At 62.7% G+C, this 20,266-nt stretch carries 19 protein-coding genes and 1 pseudogene; 13 read left to right on the forward strand and 7 right to left on the reverse strand.

All coding sequences use genetic code 11. The features are described 5' to 3' along the window. Positions 1–116 precede the first annotated feature (116 nt). From ACEN42_RS27855 to ACEN42_RS27870, 4 genes are all read right to left on the reverse strand, one after another. Positions 117–1,124, reverse strand: coding sequence for a LysR family transcriptional regulator (locus tag ACEN42_RS27855; protein ID WP_371883755.1), 1,008 nt, complete (start codon positions 1,122–1,124; stop codon positions 117–119). Between the two features lie 78 nt (positions 1,125–1,202). Beyond that, positions 1,203–1,610, reverse strand: a complete 408-nt coding sequence (locus ACEN42_RS27860) for a cupin domain-containing protein (protein ID WP_187604166.1) — start codon at positions 1,608–1,610, stop codon at positions 1,203–1,205. Positions 1,611–1,648: 38 nt separating this feature from the next. Beyond that, positions 1,649–2,128, reverse strand: coding sequence for a carboxymuconolactone decarboxylase family protein (locus tag ACEN42_RS27865; RefSeq protein ID WP_187604165.1), 480 nt, complete (start codon positions 2,126–2,128; stop codon positions 1,649–1,651). Between the two features lie 143 nt (positions 2,129–2,271). Beyond that, a complete protein-coding gene (locus tag ACEN42_RS27870) occupies positions 2,272–3,153 on the reverse strand; it encodes an RNA polymerase sigma-70 factor (RefSeq protein WP_371883756.1) in 882 nt (293 codons plus the stop codon). A gap of 168 nt (positions 3,154–3,321) precedes the next feature. Here ACEN42_RS27870 and ACEN42_RS27875 point away from each other — a divergent pair, with 168 nt between their 5' ends. Beyond that, positions 3,322–4,602 carry an MFS transporter gene (locus ACEN42_RS27875; RefSeq protein ID WP_371883757.1) on the forward strand — a complete coding sequence of 427 codons (1,281 nt, stop codon included), beginning with the start codon at positions 3,322–3,324 and terminating at the stop codon, positions 4,600–4,602. Here ACEN42_RS27875 and ACEN42_RS27880 read toward each other — a convergent pair. After that, positions 4,553–5,605 carry a helix-turn-helix domain-containing protein gene (locus ACEN42_RS27880; protein ID WP_371883758.1) on the reverse strand — a complete coding sequence of 351 codons (1,053 nt, stop codon included), beginning with the start codon at positions 5,603–5,605 and terminating at the stop codon, positions 4,553–4,555. The two genes, ACEN42_RS27875 and ACEN42_RS27880, sit on opposite strands and share 50 nt — an antisense overlap. Before the next feature lie 265 nt (positions 5,606–5,870). Here ACEN42_RS27880 and ACEN42_RS27885 point away from each other — a divergent pair, with 265 nt between their 5' ends. Together ACEN42_RS27885 and ACEN42_RS27890 are read left to right on the forward strand one after the other, a co-directional pair. After that, entirely contained in the window at positions 5,871–6,167 is a 297-nt protein-coding gene (locus ACEN42_RS27885; protein WP_238211323.1) for a hypothetical protein, read from the forward strand. 405 nt (positions 6,168–6,572) lie between these two features. Continuing rightward, positions 6,573–6,725, forward strand: a pseudogene (locus ACEN42_RS27890) (gluconate transporter); the annotation flags it as partial. Positions 6,726–6,739: 14 nt separating this feature from the next. Here ACEN42_RS27890 and ACEN42_RS27895 read toward each other — a convergent pair. Next, positions 6,740–7,471 (reverse strand): GntR family transcriptional regulator, encoded by a 732-nt coding sequence (locus ACEN42_RS27895; RefSeq protein ID WP_255503561.1) that lies wholly within the window; start codon positions 7,469–7,471, stop codon positions 6,740–6,742. Positions 7,472–7,642: 171 nt separating this feature from the next. On the opposite strand from ACEN42_RS27895, the gene ACEN42_RS27900 reads away from it, so the two are divergent. From ACEN42_RS27900 to ACEN42_RS27920, 5 genes are read left to right on the forward strand one after another with little or no spacing between them, the layout of a single operon-like run. Further along, on the forward strand, positions 7,643–8,941 hold the full coding sequence (locus ACEN42_RS27900) for an MFS transporter (protein WP_187604160.1): 1,299 nt from the start codon (positions 7,643–7,645) through the stop codon (positions 8,939–8,941). Positions 8,942–8,998: 57 nt separating this feature from the next. Then, the gene (locus ACEN42_RS27905) at positions 8,999–9,727 is read left to right on the forward strand and encodes an aspartate/glutamate racemase family protein (RefSeq protein WP_187604159.1); all 729 of its coding nucleotides are present in this window, start codon (positions 8,999–9,001) and stop codon (positions 9,725–9,727) included. An 11-nt stretch (positions 9,728–9,738) separates the two neighbouring features. Further along, entirely contained in the window at positions 9,739–11,145 is a 1,407-nt protein-coding gene (gene hydA, locus ACEN42_RS27910) for a dihydropyrimidinase (protein ID WP_371883759.1), read from the forward strand. Between the two features lie 11 nt (positions 11,146–11,156). Then, positions 11,157–12,323, forward strand: a complete 1,167-nt coding sequence (locus tag ACEN42_RS27915) for a serine hydrolase domain-containing protein (RefSeq protein ID WP_371883760.1) — start codon at positions 11,157–11,159, stop codon at positions 12,321–12,323. A gap of 3 nt (positions 12,324–12,326) precedes the next feature. After that, complete coding sequence (locus tag ACEN42_RS27920) at positions 12,327–13,514, forward strand: serine hydrolase domain-containing protein (protein ID WP_371883761.1); 1,188 nt, start codon at positions 12,327–12,329, stop codon at positions 13,512–13,514. 2 nt (positions 13,515–13,516) lie between these two features. Here the strand turns inward: ACEN42_RS27920 and ACEN42_RS27925 are convergent, their stop codons facing one another. Next, the gene (locus ACEN42_RS27925) at positions 13,517–14,617 is read right to left on the reverse strand and encodes an aldose epimerase family protein (protein ID WP_371883762.1); all 1,101 of its coding nucleotides are present in this window, start codon (positions 14,615–14,617) and stop codon (positions 13,517–13,519) included. A gap of 206 nt (positions 14,618–14,823) precedes the next feature. On the opposite strand from ACEN42_RS27925, the gene ACEN42_RS27930 reads away from it, so the two are divergent. The 5 genes from ACEN42_RS27930 (at position 14,824) to ACEN42_RS27950 (ending at position 20,231) form a co-directional block, all read left to right on the forward strand. Beyond that, positions 14,824–15,009, forward strand: coding sequence for a hypothetical protein (locus ACEN42_RS27930; protein ID WP_238211314.1), 186 nt, complete (start codon positions 14,824–14,826; stop codon positions 15,007–15,009). Positions 15,010–15,242: 233 nt separating this feature from the next. Continuing rightward, complete coding sequence (locus tag ACEN42_RS27935) at positions 15,243–17,852, forward strand: PAS domain-containing protein (RefSeq protein WP_371883763.1); 2,610 nt, start codon at positions 15,243–15,245, stop codon at positions 17,850–17,852. A gap of 48 nt (positions 17,853–17,900) precedes the next feature. Beyond that, complete coding sequence (locus ACEN42_RS27940; protein WP_371883764.1) at positions 17,901–18,488, forward strand: peroxidase-related enzyme; 588 nt, start codon at positions 17,901–17,903, stop codon at positions 18,486–18,488. Positions 18,489–18,494: 6 nt separating this feature from the next. After that, entirely contained in the window at positions 18,495–19,388 is an 894-nt protein-coding gene (locus tag ACEN42_RS27945) for a LysR substrate-binding domain-containing protein (RefSeq protein ID WP_187604152.1), read from the forward strand. 93 nt (positions 19,389–19,481) lie between these two features. Continuing rightward, complete coding sequence (locus ACEN42_RS27950) at positions 19,482–20,231, forward strand: SDR family NAD(P)-dependent oxidoreductase (RefSeq protein ID WP_371883765.1); 750 nt, start codon at positions 19,482–19,484, stop codon at positions 20,229–20,231. The last annotated feature ends 35 nt before the right edge of the window (positions 20,232–20,266 follow it).

The raw sequence follows: 20,266 nt of genomic DNA on the forward strand, positions 1-20,266 counted from the left end.
TGAAGCGATGCGCGAATGGTCGCGCTCGCTGAATCTGTCGTGCGTGATGCATCGTAGGTGGACGCGCACGCATCCGGTAGCGCCTTCAGCGGACGCGCGGTGTTGCCTTCGATGCATCAATCGGCGATCACGAACGCCGCATCGCTCCTGTTCGTCATATGGGTCGTCAGGCAATGCAGATCGAGCGCGCGCGTATGCTCGGTCATGTAATCGACGAATACACGCACCCGCGCGGGCAGTTGCTTGCGGCTGAGATAGCAGAGATAGTGACCGCCGTCGTCGGGCGCATGTTGAGCGAGACATATGACGAGGCGCCCGGCCTTGAGCGCATCGCACACGAGATAGGCAGGCAGTTGCGCGATGCCCTGCCCGTCGAGCACCGCTCGCAGCATCAGATCGATGTCGTTGAACGTCTGCTTCGCGGCGAGCGAGCGCTTGTGCGGCAGGCCATCGACCTTGAACTCCCAGTCGGCGATACGCCCCGCCGATGTACGGAAATTGATGCAGCGATGTCTGTCGAGCTCATCGACACGACGCGGCAAGCCGTGCTGGCACGCATACTCCGGCGATGCGCACACGACCATCTGCATCGGAATCAATTGCTTCGCGACGACCTCGCTGTCTTCCATATGACCGTCGCGAAATGCGACATCGACACGGTCGGCCGTGAAATCGCACGGACGATCGTTGAGCACGAGTTCCAGTGCGATATCCGGATAACGCGCATGGAAGCCGGACAGAAGCGGCGCGACGACCCTGCGGCCGAAACCCGGCGCGGACGCGATGCGCAAGTGTCCGCGCGGCGGCCCATTGCGCAGTTCGCGCATGTCTTCGAGCGCCTGCACGATGCGCTCCACGCCCGGCTGACAGTTCTTGTAGAAGAGCTCGCCCTCGCGCGTGAGCGACGTGCTGCGCGTGGTGCGAAGAAAGAGACGCGCATCGAGCTGTGCTTCCAGCTTCTGCACGTTGCGGCTGACGGCGGAGCGGCCGATACCCAGGCGATCGCTTGCTTTCGCGAAGCTGCCTTCATTGGCGACCGCAAGAAACGAAACGACGCCCGCATAACTCGTCACGAAGCTATAGGCGAGCGAATCGTCGGAATGACACGCAAGATCTGATGGCATGGCGGCACGAAACGTAGTGGCTCTGTCTCACTAGACGTTCACGCCCTGCACTTTGTGACACGCCATGCTCGATTTCTTTTATTTCACCGGCGTGAGAACCGGTTTGCCCTTGTCTTTGAGAAGCAGCACGATGAACTTCGCGCGCTTCGTCTTGCTGGCGTTGCGGCCCACCGTGTGAATGTCTTCAGGGCCTTCATAGAAAGTGTCGCCGGCTTTGAGCGTCACGGCCTTGCCGCCCTGAAGCTGCATGATGATCGTGCCTTCGAGCACATACACGAATGCATGCGCGTCATGCCGATGCACCGGATCGACCGAGCCCGGCGGATATTCGACGCTGATCATCAGCGCCTCCTTGCCCGGATATTCGGGCAGCGGCTTCGTCATCAGCTCCTTGACGATGGCCTCCGGCGCGGCCTGCGCCGTGTTCGCGGCAAGCGCCGCGCATCCGAAGACGAGCGTGAGTCCCACGCGTTTGATGCTGTGCATGATCCGTTCTCCCATGATCGAATGACGGCGCGAACACATCACGACAGGTTTGCCTTGTCGAGGCCGAAGGCCTTGTCGGACGAACCCGGCACCGTCTGGAATGCGACATTCGCACGATTCCATCCGTTGATCGCCATGACGGCGTAGGTCAGGTCGGATAGCTCCTTCTCCGAGAACTGCTCGCGCACGCGTCCATAGAGCTCGTCGGACACGCCATGTTCGGGAATGCGCGTCAGCACTTCGGTCCACGCGAGCGCGGCGCGTTCGCGCGGCGAGAACAGCGTCGACTCGCGCCAGATCGCCACGTGATGCGTGCGCAGTTCGCGCTCGCCGTGAATCTTCGCTTCCTTCACATGCATATCGACGCAAAAGGCGCAGCCATTCATCTGCGATGCGCGAAGCGTCACCAGGTCGCGGGTTGTCCGCTCGATCGAGCACTCCTGCAGGACCTGGCTGAATTCATAGAACTTCTTGAACAGTTCGGGCGATTGTTGAACGTAGTTGATTCGCTGCGTCATGATGACTCCATGCCTGGTTGAAGATATCGCCGGCGCTCCATGGCCGGCACGGATGTCATCGTAAGTTTGCGCGCCTGTTCGCGGTAGACGCGCGAACGTGCGCACGCTATTGCTTCGCGCGCATCAATCGCAAAGGCAATCCATCACGCGTTTCCGTAACGCGCCGCGATGCGTTCGAGCTTCTCCGGGTTGCGCTGCACCTGAATACGCACGATGTGCTCGTCTTCGATATCGTAGGTCTGGGCCGATTCGAGCTTGCCGTCGATGAAGCGCAAGAGCGCCCATTGGTCATTGAGCATCACGAGTTCGATGCGCACGCCCTTTCCGTGACGCAGGAATGCCGCATAGAAAAGCTGCGCGATGCGCTTGCCGCCGAGTAGCGGCTCCGGGAAGCTCTGCACGTGGCCGCCGCCATCGCCGACGAGCGTCGCGTCATCCGCGAGCATCGCGTGAATGGCCGCGAAATCGCCGTGTTCGATCGCATGTGCGAATGCGTGCAGCAAACGTCTGTGGATTTCGCGCGGCACCGAACGGCGTGGACGTTCTTCGCGCAGTTGTGCCTTCGCGCGGCTCACGAGCTGCCGGCACGCGGCCTCCGTCTTCCCGATGATGCTCGCGACCTCCGGATAATCGGCATCGAAAACTTCGCGCAGCAAGAACGCCGCGCGCGCTTCGGGCGTCAGGCGTTCGAGCAGCATCAGAAACGCGACCGACACATCGTCCGCGCGCTCCGTGACTTCTTCGGGCGTCGCGGGCGGCTCGGTGATTTGCGGCTCGGGCAGCCAGATGCCCGTGTAATGCTCGCGCTGCAATTTCGCGGCGCGCAGCCGGTCGATCGAATGCCGCGTCGTGACCGCGACGAGCCAGGCTTCGGCATTCTCGATAGCTTCGCGCGCAGCCGCATGCCAGCGAAGCCATACGTCCTGCACGATGTCTTCCGCCTCGGCGACCGAACCGAGCATGCGATAGGCGATGCCCTGCAAGCGAGGGCGCAGCCGGTCGAACTCGCGCGTGGCGTCATCCATGAAGACGATTCCTCGTTCGTAAACGAACTACGAAGCCAGCGAATTTGAAAGGTGATCGTATATTACTCGCCTTGTCTTTGTGACGATTACGACGAAGCATTAATAATATGAGCAATGCGGCCGTTAATATCGGAAGCCGGATTCGAATGCATCCATCTCCGTTCATTCATGACTCAAACCGAACAACAAAAAACGTCTGGGAGTCTGACGCGCATCATCGTCGCAACGGTGATCAGCAACGGCTTCGTCGCCTACGACTTCACCGTGTATGGCTTCTCCGCGGCGATCATCGGACAGCTCTTTTTTCCCGCGCACGACGCCGCTGCGTCGCTGTTGCTCTCGCTCGCGACATTCGGCGCGGGCTTCGTGATGCGTCCGCTCGGCGCGATGCTGATCGGACGATACGCGGACCGGCGCGGCCGCGAGGCCGGCATGCGGCTATCGATCGCGTCGATGGCGGCGGGCACCTGGCTGATCGCATGCCTGCCGACGCATGCGGCGATCGGCGCGAGCGCGACCGTGCTGATCGTGTTCGCGCGGCTTCTGCAAGGGCTCGCGGCGGGCGGCGAGATCGGCCCGGCATCCGCGCTGCTGATGGAATCCGTGCCTTATGAACGACGCTGCTTCATGGTCAGCTGGCGCGGTGCGAGCCAGGGCGCGGCCGCATGCGCGGCGGCGCTCGTCGGCGCGTGCACGTCCGCGTTGCTGTCGCACGAGCAACTCGTGCAATGGGGTTGGCGCGTGCCTTTCGTCATCGGCGGATTGATCGCGCCGGTCGGCTGGTTCCTGCGCCGCGTGCCGGGTGATGCATGGACGTCGCCCGCGCGCACGCCGCTTTCGATCGTGCTTCGCGAACATGCGCGCCCGCTCGCATGCGGCATCCTGATGATGGCCGCGCCTTCGTCGAGCATCTACATTGCCGTGCTTTACATGCCGAGCTATCTGACGCACACGTTGCAACGGCCGCCGGCGATTAGCTTCATGATCGCGTCGCTTTCCGGTCTCGTGATTCTCGTCGTCACGCCGCTCGTCGCGCTCGCCGCCGATCGCCTGATGAGCCGCAAGACGCTGCAATACGCATCGCTCGTCGGCGCGCTCGCGACGGCATATCCCGCGTTCTATGCGCTCACGCGAGGCGCACCGGATACGCTCGCGCTCGTGATCATCCTGCTCTATGTCGCCATCGCGCTGAACAACGCGGGCGCGGGCTCGGTGCTCATGCTCGAAGCCTTCCCGAAGCATCGGCGCGCAGCGAGTCTCTCGGTGATCTACACGTTCGGCGTCGTCATCTTCGGCGGCTTCTCCCCGCTCGCGGTCGCATGGCTCATCGGCGCGACCGGCAATGTGATGACGCCCGCGTGGTATCTGCTCGCCGCGAACTGCGTGACGCTCTTCGCACTCAGCCGCTTCCCCGAACGCCCCTCGAATGCGCGGCGTGCATGCGCATGACGGGATCGCTGTCCGCCGCGCGCATCAGGTCGAGCGCACGCAGACGCATTTCCAGCGGGCTCACATCGAACGCGCGACGGAACGCGCGCGTGAAATCCGATGCGCTCTTGAAGCCGAGACCGAATGCGATATCGGCAATCTGCAGGTTCGGAAACCGCGCGAGTTCATCGGCTGCTTCGCGCAGACGGCGATGTCGAATGTACGCGCCGAGGCCGCCTTCCTGCTCGAACCATCGATAGATGGTCGCGCGCTTCAGACCGAGTGCATCGACGATCTTCATCGGCGTGAGATCGGCTTCATGGAGATGCGTCTCGACATAACGCTTCACCTGGCCCTTCACCGCCGTTTGCAGCGCGGCGCGTGAGTCGTGCAATGCATGCGGCTTTTCGGCGAATGCCGCGAGCAGGAGTTGCGCGCCGGCATCGAGGGCGTCGATGGCATCGGGACGTTCCAGCGTCGGCAGTGCGCGCGCGGTGGCATCGAAATGCTGGAAGACGAAGCGCGCGAGCGGCGCGTCATCAGGCACGACGCGGCCGTGCAGCGCATCGCAGTCATCGATATGCGCGGCGACGACCGAGCGCGGCACGAACATCGTCAGCACGCGGCACGCCGGACGTTCGACGCGAAAGCGCTGATTCAGATCGAACGCGACGATGCCGCGCATCGAGCCCGGCGCAGTGCGCTTCACGCTCGGGCCGCTGACATGGCCGGACTCGCCTTCCACATACACATGAAACGCGAAATCGCGGCGCGTGTCGGTCGAGACGCGCGCGATCGATCGCTCTAGCACCAGCGCTTCGGTGCGCGCCTCCGTGAACACGAGGCCGCCCGCCGCATGCAGATCGATGCTGCCCGCAAAGCCGCGTGCGATGCGATCGTTATCGGGAAGAACATCCACCACATGCCCGACGCGATCGCGCCATGCGAGCAACTGGCGCTCGCGCGGCAATGTCTGCGTCGAGAAACGCGTGAATAGCGTGCGTGGATCGGAATCGGCGGGCATGGGATCGATGTCGGTTCAAATAGTCCTTTCGAGCAGTGGCGCACACGATGCGCGCCGGCAAATGAGACGCATGGTAAAGCGAATTCGAAATGCAGGTATATCGTGCTGAACGAGGAGCAGCGTGTGCGGCGTCGCGGGCGGTTCAGGTCGGCGATTCCTTGCCGTCATCCCGCTGTCACATCGCTGTCTCCCACTCATTGGTTTACGGCTGACTAAGAACAAATACACAGCCGCATGCAGCAAAAAGGCGTTTCGGGGCGTCAACATGGAAAAGTCGAAAGTATTGCAAGCCAGCCGCGCCGCGCAAAGCACGCGAGCGGCGCTCAAGCCTGCGCGCATTGCGGACGCGCAGCTCGATCATCTCGAACACATGATCCGTTCGCTTGCAGTCGCGGGCAATCAGAAGGCGTTCGCCTGTCTCGATCGCGCCTACTGGAAAAGACGGCTCGCCGCACTCGGCGACGAAAGCGATCTCGTGTCCACGCAACGCGCTCGCGTACTGCGGCTGTTCGATCTTCTCGCACAGGATCACGCCGCAGGCCCCGACAAGGCCGCCGCGTAGTCATCCACTGAACACGCATGTGGAATGCAAAACGCAAAGAGGCATTCCGAATGCAAAACGAAAAATGCCAGTAATAACTGGCAAGCCGATTGCAAGGCCGGCCTGAGAGAGCACGATCGACGCGCGGTCGATTTTGACCGTCGCGTCGAAAAGTGCTATTACGACGGGGCTTCGCGTCCCGCGCATGGTTCGCCACGAACGCGCGAGGTCATGCGCGGGACACGAAAGCTCCTCGTAATCGCATCGGCATTCAAAGCGATGCGTGTCAGCTCAAGGTCACCGTGAATCCCGCAACCCTGACTCCCTGGTCGGCCCACGACACTCAATTGCTGATCGCCTGCGGGCTCGGCCTCGCGATCATCATCGTTTCCATCAGCGTGCTCAGGCTCGCGCCGTTCCTGTCCATTCTCGTGGGTACGCGACGCGGGTTTCTGGATGGTGCGCGAGTACTTCCGGCTCACGCTCAAGCGCACGGTCGCGGTGTGGTCCGTGTTGCAGACGATCGTCTCGGTGGTGGGACTCGTGCTGACGCTCGCGTTGTGGAGCGCGCTGACGTAACGACGTTCAGGCGTTCAGCCCGACGCTTCCTCGCGCGCGAGATCGCCGATGCGCGCGGCGGGCGCATCGCCCTTTGCGCGCTCTAGCACGGCGAGCACTTCGCGCGCGGTGTTCTCCGAATGCTCGCGCAGGATCGCGGGCAAACCTTCGCGCGCGGGATTTTCGAGCGCGGCCAGAATGGCTTCATGCTCGCTCGCCGATTCGGCCCAGCGCAGCGTGTCGGCATTCGCCGCGCCGCGCGCCCGATGCACCTTCGACATCAACGTCGAATAGACGCTCGCGAGCACGGGATTGTCGGCGGCATCGACGATCATCTGGTGGATCTGCTGATTCAGCTTGAAATACTCGACGCGCTTGCCGGCGTCGTGACATTCCACCATGCGCCGATGCTTTGCCGCGATCGCCGCGATTTGCGTATTGGTGATGCGCTGCTGCACCAGGCCACCCGCCATCGCTTCGAGTCCGTGAAGCAGCTCGAACGTGGCGGCGAGATCGTCGAGATCGATCTCGGCGACGCGATATCCGATGTACTGCCGGTGCGTCACGCGCCCCTCCGACACCAGCACCTTCAGCGCCTCGCGCAAGGGCGTCTTCGAGACGTCGAACGCGCTGCTCAATTCTTTTTCGTCGATGCGCGCGCCGGGCGGCAACTCGCCCTCGTCGATCATGTCGCGCAGGCGCGCGGCGATCTCCGCGGCCATGCCGCGCGTGCGCAAAAGGAGGGGGCTTTTAGTGGTCTGGTTCATCGCAGTGCAAGCTTATCACGAACTTGGTGAAAACCCTGCACCGTCATCGTGCACTTTAAATTTCAATAAAACCAAGCGTTTACACTGTTTGTAATTATAAATTTCTAATCCTATACTCTGTTCAACGTTGCGCGACGTCACGAAAACATCCGCCTATCCAGGAGCCCGTACATGTCTTCAACATCCGGTGTTGCCGCATTGACGGTGGGCAAATCCACCGTTCGCTGGAAGATTTTCGTCGTCATGCTGAGCCTCATCGCGATCAACTACATCGACCGCGCGTCGCTGTCGGTCGCGATGCCGCTCATTTCCAAGGAGTTCGATATCGGCCCGGCGATGGAGGGGCTCATCCTCTCCTCCTTCTTCTGGACCTACGCGGTGATGCAGATTCCCGGCGGCATGCTCGCCGACCGCTTCAAGCCGCGCATCGTGATCGCAGCCGCGACCGTGTTCTGGGGTTTCTTCCAGGCCATCGCGGCGGTCTGCACGAACGCGCCGGGCCTGCTGCTCACGCGTCTCGGCCTCGGCGCATCGGAAGCGCCGATCTATCCGGCGGGCGGCAAGCTCAACGCGATCTGGATGACGCAGACCGAGCGCGGCCGCGGCGCAACGCTGCTCGACGGCGGCGCACCGCTCGGCGCGGCGCTGGGCGCGATTCTGATCACTGGACTCATCGCGACGCTCGGATCGTGGCGGCTCGCATTCGCGGTGGCCGGCGTCGGCACGGTGCTCGCGGGCGTCCTCGCCTGGTTTTATGTACGCAATACACCACGCGAGCATCCGGGCGTGAACGAGCTCGAAGCGGCCTATATCGAGGAATCGCATGCCCGCGACGCCGCCGCCGAACCGTCCACGCTCTCGGGCCGCACGCGCGATTTCTTCAAGTACCGCTCGGTGTGGTGCATGTTCTTCGGCTGGATGTGCTTCAACAGCGTGTTCTACGGCCTGCTCACGTGGATGCCCAATTACCTGCACATGGTCCACGGCTTCGACATCAAGCAGATGGGCGGCTCCAGCTTCATCATCTTTTTCAGCGGCTTTATCGGCGAACTGATCGGCGGATGGATCGCGGACAAGTGGAAGGCTGCGGGCGGGCGTCCGAATGTCGTGATGCGCACGCTCTTCGGCATCGCGGCGGTCATCGCGACCGTGTCGATCTTCTCGGTGGCCTATGTGACGAATGCGGTCGCGGTCGTCGCCCTGCTTTCGACGACGCTCTTCTTCCTGCGCTGGTGCGGTCTTTACTGGTGCATTCCGTCGTCGCTCGGCACGCGCAACAAGATCGGCTTTCTCGGCGGCTTCATGAATCTCGGCGGCAATATCGGCGGCGTGGCGGTGCCGATCATCGTCGGCGCGATCGTGCAGTTCACGCACTCCTACTTCCTCGCGCTGATGTTCTTCGCGGCGGCAGGCATCGGCTTGCTCGTGTGCTCCAGCGCCATCGATTACGAAAAGAAGATTCCCGTTTGAACGGGATAGCAAGTTCACGCAGCAACGCTTCGCTCAATTCACACAAGAGACATCACGATGAAAAAACGCACTTTGCTCGGCATGCTCACGCCCTCGTCCAACACGTCGCTCGAACCGCTGACGAGCGCGATGGTTTCGAACCTGCCCGGCGTCTCCGCGCATTTCGCGCGCTTTCCGGTGACGGAGATCTCGCTCTCCGATCAGGCGCTCGGCCAGTTCGACGATTCGAAGATCCTGCAGGCGGCCCAATTGCTCGCCGATGCGAAAGTGGACGTGATCGCATGGAACGGCACGTCTTCGGGCTGGCTCGGCTTCGAGGCCGACGAGCGTCTGTGCCGGCGCATCACGGAAGCGACGGGCATTCCCGCGACGACCTCCGTGCTCGCTTTGAACGAAATCCTGAAGAAGACCGATGCGCGCGAATTCGGTCTCGTCACGCCCTATCTCGACGACGTGCAGGAGAAGATCATCGCGAACTATCGCAGCGTTGGACTGAACTGCATCGCCGAGCGGCATCTGAACCTGAAGGTCAACTTTTCGTTCTCGGAAGTTCAGCCCGATGAAATCCGCCGCATGGTGCGCGAAGTGGCGAAGGACAAGCCGCGCGCGATCTCGATCTTCTGCACCAACCTGAACGCCGCGCATCTCGTGCCCGAGCTCGAAGAAGAAACCGGCATTCCGATCTACGACACGATCACGACCGTCGTATGGAAATCGCTGCAGCTCGCCGATTACGACACGCGCAGCGTCAAGGGCTGGGGACGTCTCTTCAGCGAAGTCATCTAAGGGGAAGGGCCATGTCGAACGAACTCGATTTCGTGATCCGTCACGCCGACGTCGTCACCGCGTCGGACCGGTTTTCGTGCGACATCGGCATTCGCGACGGCCGCGTGGCGATGCTCGGGCAAGGACTGCCCGACGCGCCGCGCGAACTCGATGCGAGCGGGATGCTGGTGTTGCCGGGGGGCGTCGACGGCCACTGTCATCTCGATCAGCCGATGCCCGACGGCCTGCGCATGGCCGACGACTTTCTCAGCGGCACGCGCTCCGCGTTATGCGGCGGCACGACCACGGTGATTCCGTTCGCCGCGCAGGCCAAGGGACAATCGCTGCAAGCGGCCGTCGACGACTATCACAGCCGCGCGGAAGGCCGCGCGCTGATCGACTACGGCTTTCATCTGATCGTCGCCGATCCGACGCCGCATGTGCTCGCGGAAGAGTTGCCGCGCCTGATCAGAAACGGCTATACGTCGTTCAAGGTCTACATGACCTACGACGATCTCAAGCTCGATGACCGTCAGATGCTGGACGTGCTCACGGTCGCACGCGAGCACGGCGCGCTCGTGATGGTGCATGCGGAGAACTCGGATTGCATCGGCTGGCTGACCGAACGTTTGCTAGGCAAAGGCCTGCATGCGCCGCACGCGCATGCGCTCGCGCGGCCCGCCGTGGTCGAACGCGAGGCGACGCACCGCGCGATCGCGTTCGCGGAGCTCGTGGACGTGCCGATCCTGATCGTGCATGTATCGGGCGCGGATGCCATCGAGCAGATTCGCTGGGGCCAGTCGCGCGGTTTGCCGATTCTTGCGGAGACGTGTCCGCAATACATGTACTTGACCGCCGACGATCTCGGTCACGGCGAATACGAAGGTGCGAAATGCGTATGCAGTCCGCCGCCGCGCGATCCCGCGAATCAGCAGGCGGTGTGGAAAGCATTGCGCCAGGGCGTGTTTTCGCTCGTCTCTTCCGATCACGCGCCCTTCTCTTATGACGATCCGCAAGGCAAGAAACCGGGCGGCAAGGAAGTGTCGTTCGATCACATTCCGAACGGCATTCCCGGTCTCGAAACGCGCTTGCCGCTGCTGTTCAAGGGCGTGAAGGAAGGGCGCATCTCGCTGCACCGGTTCGTCGAACTCACGTCGCTCGCGCCCGCGAAGCTCTACGGGCTGTATCCGAGGAAAGGCACGATCGCGGTGGGCGCGGATGCGGACATCGTCGTGTGGGACCCGGAAAAGCGCGTGACCATCGCGAACGCGTCGCTGCATCACGCGGTCGATTACACGCCTTATGAAGGCATCGAAGTGACGGGATGGCCGCGTCATTGCTTCTCGCGCGGCGAACTGCTCGTCGAAGACGGCAGGCTTCTGAACGTGACGAGCGGACGCGGACGCTTTCAGCCCGCCGGCAAACCCAATCTCGAATGAAGGTGCAAGCGATGAAGCTGCCTTTGTTGTCACTGACCGCCGCGATGTTCTGCATGACGGCGCACGCCGCGGAAAAAGATATGCCGAACGTCGTGCCGGAATCGGTCGGCGTCGATTCGGCGCCGCTCGTGCGCATGTCGGAGTGGATACGCGCGGACAAGATGGATGTGCGCAGTCTCGTCATCGTGAAGGACGGCAAGATCGTGTTCGAGCGCTATGGCGACGGCCTCACGCGCGATAACAACTACGAGCTGTATTCGGTCACGAAGACGATCACGTCCTTGCTCGTCGGCGTGCTCGAAGGCGAAGGCAAGCTGAATCCATCGACGAAGGTCGCGCCGCTCATTGCGAAAGCGCGGCCCGATCTCGCCGCGCAACTCTCAGACAAGGAGAACATCGAGCTGCGTCATCTGATGTCGATGTCGAGCGGCCTCAGTTATCAGACGCGCGAAGGCACCGATCCGCTCTACTATGGCGCGCCGGATCGTCTGCGTGCCGCGGTGACGGCGAAAGCCGCGAAGACGCCAGGCACGGACTTCGATTACATCGACGTGAATCCGGTGCTCGTCGGCACCGCCGTGAGCGTCGCCGCACACGAGCGCGAGGATCGCTTCGCACAGAAGAAGCTGTTCGAACCGCTCGGCATGTCGCATTACCGCTGGACCGGCGTCGATGAAACCGGCGCGGTCGCGGGCGGCTGGGGCTTGCGGCTGCGCGCCATCGACATGGCGAAGATCGGCATGCTGATGCTCGACGACGGCCGCTGGCAAGGCAGACAAGTCGTGCCGCGGACGTGGATCAAGCAGATGACGACGCCCTCGCCCGCTGCCGCGGATTACGGTTACTACTGCTGGATTCAGCATGTCGTGGAGAAAGGTCAGCCCGAATTCGGCGCGATGGGCTTCAAGGGGCAATTCATCACCGTGCTGCCGAAGCAACATGCGGTCGTAGTGATGACGAGCCTCCTGCCGACCGATGGCGGCTTGCGCGACGCCACGTATCTGAACCAATACCGCCGCATGGTGAACGACTTCATCCTGCCCGCGTTGATGCCGGCGGCGCGCCCCGTCACGACGGCCGCGAAGACCGAAGCGCTGAAGGAAGAACTCGAACGCAGCAACAAGACGCAGGGCGTGCCCGGCACGGCGGCCGCATTCAACGACGCACCCGAGACCTGATCCATGACACTACGTTTGCTGCTCAAGTGCATCGCGCCGGCCATCGTCGCGATGTCGATCTCGAACGCTCATGCAGCCGCGCCGCTGCGTGAAGCGGGACTCACGCAGGCATCGCCGGAAGATGCGGGCGTCGATTCGCGTGAACTCGTGCGTCTGTCGCAATGGATTCGCGAGGAGAAGCTCGATGTGTACAGCCTGCTCGTCGTGAAGGACGGCAAGCTGATTTTCGAGCGCTACGGCGCGGGTGCATCGCGCGATTCGAACTACGAGCTGTACTCGGTCACGAAGTCGGTGACGTCGATGGTCGCGGGCATGCTCATCGGCCAAGGCAAGATCAGTCTCGACGATTCCGTCGCGACGAAGCTCGCCGCGTGGCGTCCCGACCTGCGCGCCGATTTCGCCGACAAGCGCAACGTCGAACTGAAGCACGTGCTCTCGATGTCGAGCGGCCTGCATTACGACTTCAAGCCGAAGGACGATCCGATCTACTACGCCGCGCCCGATCGGCTGAAGCTCGCGGCAGAAACGAACCCCAAGGCCGCGCCCGGCTCCGAGTTCGAATACACCGACATCAACCCGATCCTCGCCGCCGCGATGCTGAGCGCCGCGGCGCACGAGCCCGTCGAACGCTACACGCAGGCCAATCTCTTCGGACCGCTCGGCATGAAGCACGCGGTATGGGCGCGCGCGGACCGTTCGGGACTCGTGTCGGCGGGATGGGGCTTGCGTCTGCGCGCTGTCGACATGGCGAAGATCGGCATGCTCGTGCTCGATCATGGCCGCTGGCAAGGACGCCAGATCGTGCCGCAGGCATGGATCGCGCAGATGACGTCGCCCGGCGTCGCGCCCTACTTCGGCTACTACTGGTGGATCAACAACATCGTGCAGAAAGAGCCGGAATTCGACGCGATGGGCTTCAAGGGGCAATTCATCACGGTGCTGCCCGAGCGCAATACGGTGATCGTGATGACGAGCGTCATGTCCGTCGATGGCGGCCTGCGCGATGCGAAAAACCTCCAGACGTTCCGGCACATGGTGAACGACTATGTGATTCCCGCACTCGACAATGCGCATCACGCGCAGCCATCGACGGAGCGCCGCTCGGCCTTGCAGCATGAACTCGCAATCAGCGCGCACACGAAGGGCGTGCCGGGCGCGCAAGTGGACCCGACCGATCTGCCCCGGCTCTGACGCTAACGCACGCCGAATTTCCAGACCGTGATTTCGTGATACTCGTCGCCGGGCCGAAGCTCGGTCGACGGAAACGCCGGACGATTCGGCGAATCCGGGAAATGCTCCGCTTCGAGCGCGAAGCCATCGGTCTGCCGGTACGCCGTGCCCGACGTGCCGATGGCGCTGCCATCGAGACCATTGCCCGTGTAGAACTGCAGGCCCGGCTGCGTCGTGTAGACATCGAGCACGCGACCGCTCGACGGATCGTAGGCGCGCGCCGCGAAGCTTGGTTCGCCATTGCGCTGGCCGTTCCTGTTGAGCTTCCAGTTGTGATCGTAGCCGTGCGCATAACGCATCTGCTGATTCGACGAACGCAGCCGCGCGCCTATCGGCGTCAGCGCGCGTAAATCGAGCGGCGTGTTCTCGACGCTCGCTGTCTCGCCAGTTGGAATCGAATCGGCGCGCACCGGCGTATAGCTCGATGCCGCGATCATGACGAGTTGCCCTTCGACACCGCCGCTGCCCTCGCCCGCGAGATTGAAATAGCTATGGTTCGTGAGGTTCACGACAGTGGGCTTGTCCGTCTTCGCGCGATAGTCGATGCGCACTTCGTTGTCGTCCGTGAGCGTGTACGTCACATCGACGGTCAGCGTGCCGGGAAAGCCGTTCTCGCCATCGGGACTCACATAGCGCAGTTGCACGCCCGCGCCCTGCGCGCCCTGAAACGTCCTGACGACGGTCCACACTTTTTCGTCGAAGCTGTGCGGGCCGCCGTGCAACGTGTTCGGCGGCTCGTTGACGGGCAGCTTGTAGCTGCGCCCGTCCAGTTCGAAACGTCCATCGGCGATGCGGTTCGCATAGCGCCCGATCAGACCGCCGAAGTGAATCTTGCCGTTGTACTTCTCGTAGTCGCCGAGCGACCCGAAGCCGAGCACGATGTCCGCGCGACGCCCGCGCCTGTCGGGCACATCGAGGCGCGTAACGATACCGCCGTATGTAATGCAGCTCATTGTTACGCCACGCGCATTGGAGAGCGTGTATTGCGCGACCGCTTGCCCTTGTTGCGTCGCGCCATAGGACGTGGAAGCGAGCGTCGCGGCGAAGCCATAGGGCGAGAACATCGCGCATGCAAGGGCGGCAAAACGGATGAGCGTTCGTTTGGTGTCCGGCATAAGCGACGTGAAAGAAAGTTCGTTCGATACGGCCCGGCATGGAGAACATCGCAGCGTCGGGCAGCATCGCTTATGCCTGACGCAGGCCGGGCACGCACCCTGCGAACCTTCATCGCTCATCCCATTCGATCGATGATGACGACAAGGAGCCTCTCATGAACGAACCAGCCGACCGTCCGACGCCGCCGAAGCAGACGCCCGAAGACCCGAACGTGGCGGATCGCCGTCTGTCCGACGAGCAAAAGCGTGCGATGACCAACGAGCCCGAAGCGCCGAAGCCCGCCGACGAAGGCAAGGAAGGCAAGCTGCCGAATCCGAAGGATGTCGGCGAAGCGGGTTAGCTGCCGCAAGTTGCGCACGCCGTCCTCGCGCATGGCGAGGGCGGCGTGCGATTCATTAGATGAATCGATCTTTAGCACGTACAAATTACATACGAGGCACTCGCGCGATGTTAACCGTGACGCTGGCGCGCGGCGTTCCGGATTGCTTTTGTTGTATGGTATCCCTAAGCTATCGCAGCGTTCGATGCCGCGCCCGGCGACGCGTCTCGCCGGAATAAGGAAGCAAGACGCCCATGCACGATCCTGCTCATTTTCTGCCGTCGTTCGTGTGGCGCGCGACGCGAGACGGGGTGATCCAGTACGCCAATCCGTGGGCGTGCCGTTATCTCGGCATTCCATTTCCGGAACTGGTCGGGCGGCACTGGAATGCTTTTGTCCACGCCGACGACATTCCTCCGGTCCTCGACGCACTGCGGCAAATGCGCGACGGCACGCTGCTGCGCAACGCCGATGTGCGTCTTCTGCGAAACGATGGCGCCTTCCGCTGGCACACGCTGCATCTTCAGGCGCGCCGCGACGAGGAAGGACAGATCAGCGATACGGTCGGCGTCGCGATCGACATCCATGAATGCCGTCACGCCTGGGCGCTGTACGAAGCGAGCGAGCGGCGGCTTCAGGCCGCATTCGCCGGCGCGCGCATGGGCGCATGGGAATGGGACATGAAGACGCGCGTCGTGCGCATGACCGCGCAACTCGCCGCGCTCTACTCTTTTCCGCCCGGCACCGAATCGGTTCTGCTTGCGGAAGTGTGGGACCGCGTCGCCCCTGAATATCGCGAGCTGTTTCAGCGCGAGCTGACCGAAGCGTTGCGTGAAGGCGGACCATTCGAGTTCGACTTCGTGCTCGATGGCGATAAGGGCCAGCGACGCTGGCTGCGCATGCGCGGACATCCCGAGTTCGACCGTCACGGCGTGCTCGCGCGTGTCTATGGCGTGAGCTTCGACATCAGCGCGCAACGTGCCGACGAGGAACGCCTGAGCCTTTCGGAACGCCGCTATCGCGCACTCGTCGAAACGACGGGCGCGCTCGTCTGGTCCGCCGATGCAAACGGCGAGATCCGGCCTTCGGGCGGCGAATGGGAACAGTTCACGGGCACCTCGCCGGACGTGCTGTCCGGCTGGGGCTGGCTCGACTACATTCATCCGGACGATCGCGAACGCACGCATCAGGCGTGGCTCGACGCATTGCGCGAAGGCGCCGCGCGCACGCTCACCTTTCGCATGTACCGGCGCGATGGCGTCTATCGCATGGTGCAGGCGCATGCCGCGCCGCTCTACGACGAGAAGGGCAACCTGCAGGAATGGTTCGGCACCACGACCGACGTCACGCCGCGCTATGAAGCGCAGGCCGCGATCGAAGCGCGCAGCTTGCGTCTCACGGTGGCGATGCAGGCCGCGAAGATTCATATCGCATCGCTTGAACTCGCGACGTGGACGCTCTTTCTCGAAACCGGCGGCGAGCGTCAGATCACCGAAACGCTCAGCTACGACGCGGCGCTCGCGCGCGTGCATCCCGACGACAGCGCGACGCTCGATCGCTATATGCGCAGCATCGCGGCGGGCGAAAATCCCGAAGGTCACTTCGAGTTTCGCGTGCGCAACCTGCACGGCGAACAATGGATGCAGGGCAGCGCGCTGCTTCAGCGCAGCAAGGACGGCGAGCCGCTTCGCATTATCGGTAGCGTAATCGATATCACCGAGCGCAAGCACATGGAGCTGATGCTGCGCGAAGCGGGACGCCGCAAGGACGAGTTTCTCGCGATGCTCGCGCATGAGCTGCGCAATCCGCTCGCGCCGTTGCGCACGGCGATCGCGCTATTGCAGAAGGATCAGGATGGCGACGCGCATCTGCGCGATCTGATCGACCTGATGCGCAGGCAGGTCGAGCATATGACGCGCATCGTCGACGACCTGCTCGAAGTCTCGCGCATCACGCAGGGACGCATCGCGCTGCAGCTCGAACCGATTCTCGTCGGCACGGCCGTGTATCACGCGGTCGAGGCGATCGCGGGCATGGTCGAGTCGCGCTCGCAGACCATTCATGTCGATGTGTCCGATGCCACCACCTGGGTCTGCGGCGATCCCACGCGGCTCTCGCAGATCCTCGTCAACGTGCTCAACAACGCGAGCAAGTACACGCCCGAGCAAGGCCGCATCACCGTGAGCGTGCAGGCGGATGACGGATGGGTATCGATCATCATCGCCGATACGGGCACAGGCATTTCCGCCGACCTCCTGCCGAAAGTGTTCGAGCTGTTCTCGCAAGGCGAGCGCACGCTCGACCGTTCGAACGGCGGCCTCGGCATCGGGCTGTCGCTCGTCAAGAAGCTCGTCGAGATGCATAAAGGCACGATCACCGTGCAAAGCCCCGGACCGGGTCTGGGCACGACCGTCACGGTGCGGCTGCCGCGTTTGCATCATCACGAAAGGCATTCGGCGCTCGCGCTCTCGGAGACGAGCATGCGCGAGACGCGTGCGGCGCTGCGCATTCTCGTCGTCGACGATAACCGCGATGCCGCCGACTCTCTCGCGATGCTGTGCGAATCGGAGGGACATGTCGCGCGTGTCGCGTATTCGTCGGCGGAAGCGCTGGAAGCCGCGCCGAAGTTGCAACCCGATGTGGCGCTGCTCGATATCGGTCTGCCCGACATCGACGGCTACGAGCTCGCGCGACGCCTGCGCCGCAAGGGCGATACGACGCCTTTGCTGATCGCGATCACGGGTTATGGACAGGCGGAAGACCGCTTGCGCGCGCAATCGGCGGGCTTCGATTATCACTTCGTGAAGCCGGTGAATGTCGAGAGCCTGCTGAAGCTGCTGTTGTCGCTGACCGTCACGCGTTGAAGAGCGCCGCTCTACAATGGGCGTTCGATCAACGCCTTCGAGGACGTCATGACGTCAAAGCCCATCAGCCGCTATCCCGTTCCCGATCCGCAAGACTGGCCCGATGATATCCGCGCGCGCATTCTCGAGGTTCAGGAGAAAGCGGGCTTCGTGCCGAACGTGTTCCTCACGCTCGCTCATCGGCCCGACGAGTTCCGCGCGTTCTTCGCCTATCACGATACGCTGATGCTGAAGGACGGCGGTCTCAGCAAGGGCGAGCGCGAGATGATCGTCGTCGCGACGAGCGCAGTGAACGATTGCCTCTATTGCGTCGTCGCGCACGGTGCGATTCTGCGCATCTATGAAAAGAGCCCGCTCGTCGCGGATCAGGTCGCGGTGAATCATCGCAAGGCGGATATCACGCCGCGTCAGAAGGCCATGCTCGATTTCGCGCTGAAGGTGTGCCGCGCGTCGGGCACCGTGGACGACGCCGATTTCGCCGCCTTGCATGCGCATGGTTTCAGCGATGAAGACGCATGGGATATCGCGGCGATCACGGCGTTCTTCGGCTTGTCGAATCGCATGGCGAACGTGATTTCGATGCGCCCCAACGACGAGTTCTTTCTGATGGGGCGTGTGCCGAAAGAGCCGAAATAAGAAGCCATGCGCCTCCCTCCGCTGAAGTCCATCATCGCGTTCGAGAGCGTCGCGCGAACGAAGAGCGTGAACCGCGCCGCCGACGAACTCGGCCTCACGCCCTCCGCCGTCAGCCATCAACTCGCGAATCTGGAGAACATCGTCGGGCGTCCGTTGTTCACGCGTCTGGGCCGTGGCCTCGTGCTCACGCCGACCGGCTCGCAATATCTCTCGGATGTCACCGGCGCGCTCGCCGAGCTGAACCGCGCGACGGAGCGTGCGTCGAGCGAGACATCGGTCGAGATATTGCGGATTCATTCGAGCCCGAGCTTCGGTCTGATGTGGCTGCTGCCGCGTCTCGCCGCGTTTCAGGAAGCCAACGGCGACATCCAGATGAATCTCGCGTGCTCGTATGAGGACGTGTCGTTCACCTCGGGTTACTACGATATCGACGTGCGTCACGGCTATGCGCATTGGACCGATGTCGAAGTGAAGACGCTGCGGCATGAGACCATCGCGCCGCTCGCGTCGCGCACGTACCTCGAACGCTTTCCGGTTTCTTCGCCCGACGATCTGCTCGACCGTCGCCTGATCTTTTCCGAATCGCCGCTCGTGCAGTGGCAGCAGTGGTTCGGCAAATTCGGCGTCGCGACGAAGCGCAAGGCGTTCGATTTCGCTTTCGATCGCTCGTACATGTCGCTCGAAGCGGCGGCGCTCGGTCACGGCATCGCGCTGGAGAGCACGATGCTCGCGTCGAATCATCTCGAACGCGGCTCGCTCGTCCCCGTGTTCGGCAAGGAATACGCGGTCGAAGTGGGCGCGCATCATCTGGTTTACCCGAGCCAGAACGCCGGATTGCCGCGCGTCGCCAAGTTTCTGCTGTGGATGGACCAGCAGATCGAGCGTCGGGCCAATACCTGAAAATTTCTCAGCAATAGTTGAACCAAACTGCGTTGATCGTCAGGTCAAAGGCGCGGAAACTGCGCCTACACCAGACAACCAACGGAGACAGCGATGTTGCTCGACAAGCAGGTAGTGATCGTCACGGGCGCGGCTTCGGCGCGCGGAATCGGCAAGGCGACGGCGAAGGCGCTCGCGGCACAGGGCGCGCGCATCGTCGTGCTGGACCTGAAGGAAGCGGACGCGCAAAGCGCCGCGAACGATCTGGGCGATGGCCATCTCGGCCTCGCCTGCGATGTCACCGACAAGGCCGCGTGCGTCGCCGCCGCCAGTGCGACGATCGAGAAGTACGGGCGCATCGACGTGCTCATCAACAACGCGGGCATCACGCAGCCGATCAAGACGCTGGAGATCGGCGCGGATAACTTCGATGCCGTCATCAGCGTGAATCTGCTCGGTACGCTTTATATGTCGCAGGCCGTGATTCCGCAAATGAAGAAGCAGAAGAGCGGCAGCATCGTGTGCATGTCGTCGGTGTCGGCGCAACGTGGCGGCGGCATTTTCGGCGGACCGCATTACAGCGCGGCGAAGGCCGGCGTGCTGGGTCTTGCAAAGGCGATGGCGCGCGAGTTCGGCGGCGACGGCATCCGCGTGAATTCGATCACGCCGGGCCTGATTCAAACCGATATCACCGGCGGCAAGCTCACGCCCGAAATGCGCGCGGACATCATCAAGGGCATTCCGCTCGCGCGCCTCGGCGATGCAGCGGATATCGCCAATGCATGCCTCTTTCTTGCGAGCGATATGTCGTCGTATCTCACCGGCGTGACGCTCGATGTGAACGGCGGCATGTTGATTCACTGATCGCACGTAACGGCGCACCCGGATAACCGGGGCGT

The organism is Caballeronia sp. S22, assembly GCF_964261745.1.
GTDB lineage: Bacteria > Pseudomonadota > Gammaproteobacteria > Burkholderiales > Burkholderiaceae > Caballeronia > Caballeronia jiangsuensis.

What these genes read in the sequence shown, in the direction of transcription:
- ACEN42_RS27920 (WP_371883761.1), top strand. Translation starts at nt 12,327, where the DNA reads ATGACACTACGTTTGCTGCTCAAGTGCATCGCGCCGGCCATCGTCGCG.
- ACEN42_RS27895 (WP_255503561.1), bottom strand. Translation starts at nt 7,471, where the DNA reads ATGAACCAGACCACTAAAAGCCCCCTCCTTTTGCGCACGCGCGGCATG.
- ACEN42_RS27860 (WP_187604166.1), bottom strand. Translation starts at nt 1,610, where the DNA reads ATGCACAGCATCAAACGCGTGGGACTCACGCTCGTCTTCGGATGCGCG.
- ACEN42_RS27875 (WP_371883757.1), top strand. Translation starts at nt 3,322, where the DNA reads ATGACTCAAACCGAACAACAAAAAACGTCTGGGAGTCTGACGCGCATC.
- ACEN42_RS27915 (WP_371883760.1), top strand. Translation starts at nt 11,157, where the DNA reads ATGAAGCTGCCTTTGTTGTCACTGACCGCCGCGATGTTCTGCATGACG.
- ACEN42_RS27930 (WP_238211314.1), top strand. Translation starts at nt 14,824, where the DNA reads ATGAACGAACCAGCCGACCGTCCGACGCCGCCGAAGCAGACGCCCGAA.
- ACEN42_RS27925 (WP_371883762.1), bottom strand. Translation starts at nt 14,617, where the DNA reads ATGTTCTCGCCCTATGGCTTCGCCGCGACGCTCGCTTCCACGTCCTAT.
- ACEN42_RS27950 (WP_371883765.1), top strand. Translation starts at nt 19,482, where the DNA reads ATGTTGCTCGACAAGCAGGTAGTGATCGTCACGGGCGCGGCTTCGGCG.
- ACEN42_RS27885 (WP_238211323.1), top strand. Translation starts at nt 5,871, where the DNA reads ATGGAAAAGTCGAAAGTATTGCAAGCCAGCCGCGCCGCGCAAAGCACG.
- ACEN42_RS27945 (WP_187604152.1), top strand. Translation starts at nt 18,495, where the DNA reads ATGCGCCTCCCTCCGCTGAAGTCCATCATCGCGTTCGAGAGCGTCGCG.
- ACEN42_RS27940 (WP_371883764.1), top strand. Translation starts at nt 17,901, where the DNA reads ATGACGTCAAAGCCCATCAGCCGCTATCCCGTTCCCGATCCGCAAGAC.
- hydA (WP_371883759.1), top strand. Translation starts at nt 9,739, where the DNA reads ATGTCGAACGAACTCGATTTCGTGATCCGTCACGCCGACGTCGTCACC.
- ACEN42_RS27935 (WP_371883763.1), top strand. Translation starts at nt 15,243, where the DNA reads ATGCACGATCCTGCTCATTTTCTGCCGTCGTTCGTGTGGCGCGCGACG.
- ACEN42_RS27880 (WP_371883758.1), bottom strand. Translation starts at nt 5,605, where the DNA reads ATGCCCGCCGATTCCGATCCACGCACGCTATTCACGCGTTTCTCGACG.
- ACEN42_RS27855 (WP_371883755.1), bottom strand. Translation starts at nt 1,124, where the DNA reads ATGCCATCAGATCTTGCGTGTCATTCCGACGATTCGCTCGCCTATAGC.
- ACEN42_RS27905 (WP_187604159.1), top strand. Translation starts at nt 8,999, where the DNA reads ATGAAAAAACGCACTTTGCTCGGCATGCTCACGCCCTCGTCCAACACG.
- ACEN42_RS27900 (WP_187604160.1), top strand. Translation starts at nt 7,643, where the DNA reads ATGTCTTCAACATCCGGTGTTGCCGCATTGACGGTGGGCAAATCCACC.
- ACEN42_RS27865 (WP_187604165.1), bottom strand. Translation starts at nt 2,128, where the DNA reads ATGACGCAGCGAATCAACTACGTTCAACAATCGCCCGAACTGTTCAAG.
- ACEN42_RS27870 (WP_371883756.1), bottom strand. Translation starts at nt 3,153, where the DNA reads ATGGATGACGCCACGCGCGAGTTCGACCGGCTGCGCCCTCGCTTGCAG.